Raw genomic sequence first — 467 nt, forward strand, 5'->3', positions numbered from 1 at the left:
CACAATCAGCAACGCCACCGGTGGCAACTTCGAAAACCTGGTGCCGAGCACGACTCCGGCTATCACCAGCGTCACCGATACCATCGACACCTCCACGGTGAAACTGACCGCGACCGCCACTGCCGCTGAAGGCGGTAACGTCGTCTACACCGCAACTGTCGGCGCGCCAGTGACGGGCTCGCCAGTCGTGGTCACCCTGTCGAACGGTCAGACCATCACCATCGGTGTCGGCCAGACCACCGGCACCGCGACCACTACAGCGCCGAACGACGTATTGACCGGTCATGCACCGCTGACCAACGCGATCACCGACGTAACCGGCGGTAACTTCGAAAACCTCGTGGCTGACAAAACGCCGGTCAGCACTACGGTGACCGACACTGTCGACACCACCAATCTGTCGCTGAGCGCTACCAATTCGGTCGCTGAAGGCGGTTCGATTGTTTACACCGCGACCTTGACCAACG

The 467-nt window shown here is 61.0% G+C and carries 1 protein-coding gene; it reads left to right on the plus strand.

Going from position 1 to position 467, the window contains the following annotated elements:
- The coding region (locus tag ACM6IV_RS12745) for an immunoglobulin-like domain-containing protein (RefSeq protein WP_414870267.1) at nt 1–467 on the plus strand (467 nt) is incomplete at both ends.

It is taken from the genome of Pseudomonas sp. IT-347P (assembly GCF_949768005.1).
GTDB lineage: Bacteria > Pseudomonadota > Gammaproteobacteria > Pseudomonadales > Pseudomonadaceae > Aquipseudomonas.